The organism is Candidatus Chloroploca sp. Khr17 (assembly GCF_004138165.1).
Classification (GTDB): domain Bacteria; phylum Chloroflexota; class Chloroflexia; order Chloroflexales; family Chloroflexaceae; genus Chloroploca.
The window spans coordinates 1-2,069 of the sequence record NZ_RYFF01000139.1 but is presented as its reverse complement, the minus strand read 5'-3'; the positions used below and the strand labels follow the sequence as shown (position 1 = coordinate 2,069).

The 2,069-nt window shown below is 56.1% G+C and carries 3 protein-coding genes; all 3 read left to right on the top strand.

Features of this window, described 5'->3' with window-relative positions:
* The first annotated feature begins 221 nt into the window (after positions 1-221).
* The 3 genes from EKD05_RS25390 to EKD05_RS25380 all read left to right on the top strand — a co-directional run bounded on the left by EKD05_RS25390 (position 222) and on the right by EKD05_RS25380 (position 1,988).
* Positions 222-839, top strand: coding sequence for a hypothetical protein (locus EKD05_RS25390; protein ID WP_165360996.1), 618 nt, complete (start codon positions 222-224; stop codon positions 837-839).
* A 356-nt stretch (positions 840-1,195) separates the two neighbouring features.
* On the top strand, positions 1,196-1,549 hold the full coding sequence (locus EKD05_RS25385; RefSeq protein WP_129678425.1) for a hypothetical protein: 354 nt from the start codon (positions 1,196-1,198) through the stop codon (positions 1,547-1,549).
* Entirely contained in the window at positions 1,515-1,988 is a 474-nt protein-coding gene (locus EKD05_RS25380; protein ID WP_165360995.1) for a C39 family peptidase, read from the top strand. The genes EKD05_RS25385 and EKD05_RS25380 overlap by 35 nt, the downstream gene beginning before the upstream one ends.
* Positions 1,989-2,069 lie beyond the last annotated feature (81 nt).

Here is a 2,069-nt window from a genome sequence, read left to right as displayed (position 1 = left end):
CCAGCTCTGTCGGGGGCAGTTGCTCGGCTGGCCCCCAGAGGGGCTGGCAGAAGTAGTCCCCAAGTCGTAACGGTCGCGACGTGGAGCGTTTCTTGCACGACGTGGTATGGTATACTCACTTCCATGCCAACTCAACTACGATATGAATTGCCCATACGATGAACCCATTACCGCCACAACCGACACGCCCAAACCATATTCCTATGTATGCGGACGTTTGTTTGCATGCGCTTGTGGAACGCAACCTCGGCGATAAGATCTCTTTGGGTGGCGCTTTTGGGTTGCTTCACTATCTCGATTACCGCCCAACCTTTGATGTGGATGCCTGGTGGACTGAGAACGCCTCAACAAGAGACAAAGAACAGGTAGTGGAAGCGATCATGGCGGCGCTGATCGTCTACGGCCAGGTGCGTCGTCGCGCATTTGGTGATGTGATCAGCATCGAACTGGAGACTGCCGACAGCAAGAAAACCTTCAGTTTTCAGATTGCTGAACGATCTGCGCAATTGCTGCCGTCGATGAGGTATTCAACGATGTCGAAATGGATTGACGCCACCCTTTACCCAGATGTTGACCCGCCTGATGAGTTGGTCTCGCTCGCTGACCGCGTGGATTTCATTGCGCGCCTCTGCGCGGCGTGGGATTTTGGCCTTGTCCCGGACAAAGCAACGCTTGACGAAATACGCCGCCCCGAGTGGCAAGCAGCTGTCGCGGCCTGTCAACTCTTGACCTCCCACACCTATCATCTCCTGCGCCGCTGGCATCACCTGGAGCCAGCCCCTTATCTGGGGCAGAAACTAGGCTATATTCGGGATGATCCCAACCTGGCCTACATCTAGAGTCAATGCTTTGCAAATAAGACCTCACAGGGCTGCTCGTCGTCATTGGAACGCCATCCACGCCCCCATTTTCCTTCGTGGTGGTGCGCCGACAGGCGCATCTTGTGCTGATGCAACGTCATTGCGATCGTCCGCAGATGACGCAGATGCGGAAGCTCTCATCTGCGTCATCTGCGGACTTTATCTAACCCTCCTGGGGCGTTGCATCAGCCCTGGGCAGCTGGTGAGGAAGCCGAGCTATGCGTCGGCTGGTTGGAATTGATGGCGCACGGCAAGCATTGGCATCTGTGCTAGAATGAGGCGAGCGCTAGATTTATGGTTGTTGGGCAATGCTCGCTGAGAGAAGAGGTCACACAATGACGATCTTGCTTGAAACCGTTACCCCACCCAAGAGCGGTGTATTTCAGATCGATTTTTCGGTTGCTGGCGAAATTGTTGTTTCTGCCGACGATGCCCGTCGTTCGGTTGGCGTCTATGTTGGCACGATGCTTGCCGATCTGCTCCATGCTGAGGCACCGATCCTGGTGCTGAAGGATCATGGCATCTTCTGGCGCGTCCCGGTGATTTTATCCACGGCATCACTGGGACGTGTGGGGGCTGTCGGTGCAATTGATGTCGATACCCAAACGGGCGAGCTCCTCCTTGACGAACGTAACCTTCACGAGATTGACCAGAATGCCGAACGTCTTGCTGCGGGTGCCGCACTATAGGCAAAGTCGCGACGGTTACTGTCTGCCTGCCTGTATCAGTATGGTGCTTGCCTATTGGGGCGATCTTCGCGACGAAGCAACCCTTGCCCGCCAACTTGGCACCAAGCGGTATGGCACTCCGATGACAGCCGTAACCAGAATAGCGCTTCATCGCCGCTACGAAGTTCACCTTACGTCACTGACCGACACACTTCTGCAAAACTATCTCCACTTCGGTGTGCCCGTCATTGCCCGCGTTTGGACGGCTATGTTGCCTGATTGGGATGTTGTGTCGTCTCACGTTCTGGTGGTGGTTGGCTACGATGAGGGTGGCGTTTATCTTAATGATCCGGCCTTTGACGCCTATCCCCTTCATGTGCCATGGGCTGCATTTCTGGCGGCATGGGCTGAATTTGATGAGACTGCCGTCATTGTTACGAAGGCGGGTGCGAGCAGATGACGCTGGGGGTGGGGTGCGCCGCCGATACGCCCGTGGGCGCAGCAGCGATGAGGGGGGCGTGTTCGGCAAGGGGGACGCTGG

What these genes read in the sequence shown, in the direction of transcription:
- EKD05_RS25385 (WP_129678425.1), top strand. Translation starts at nt 1,196, where the DNA reads ATGACGATCTTGCTTGAAACCGTTACCCCACCCAAGAGCGGTGTATTT.
- EKD05_RS25380 (WP_165360995.1), top strand. Translation starts at nt 1,515, where the DNA reads ATGCCGAACGTCTTGCTGCGGGTGCCGCACTATAGGCAAAGTCGCGAC.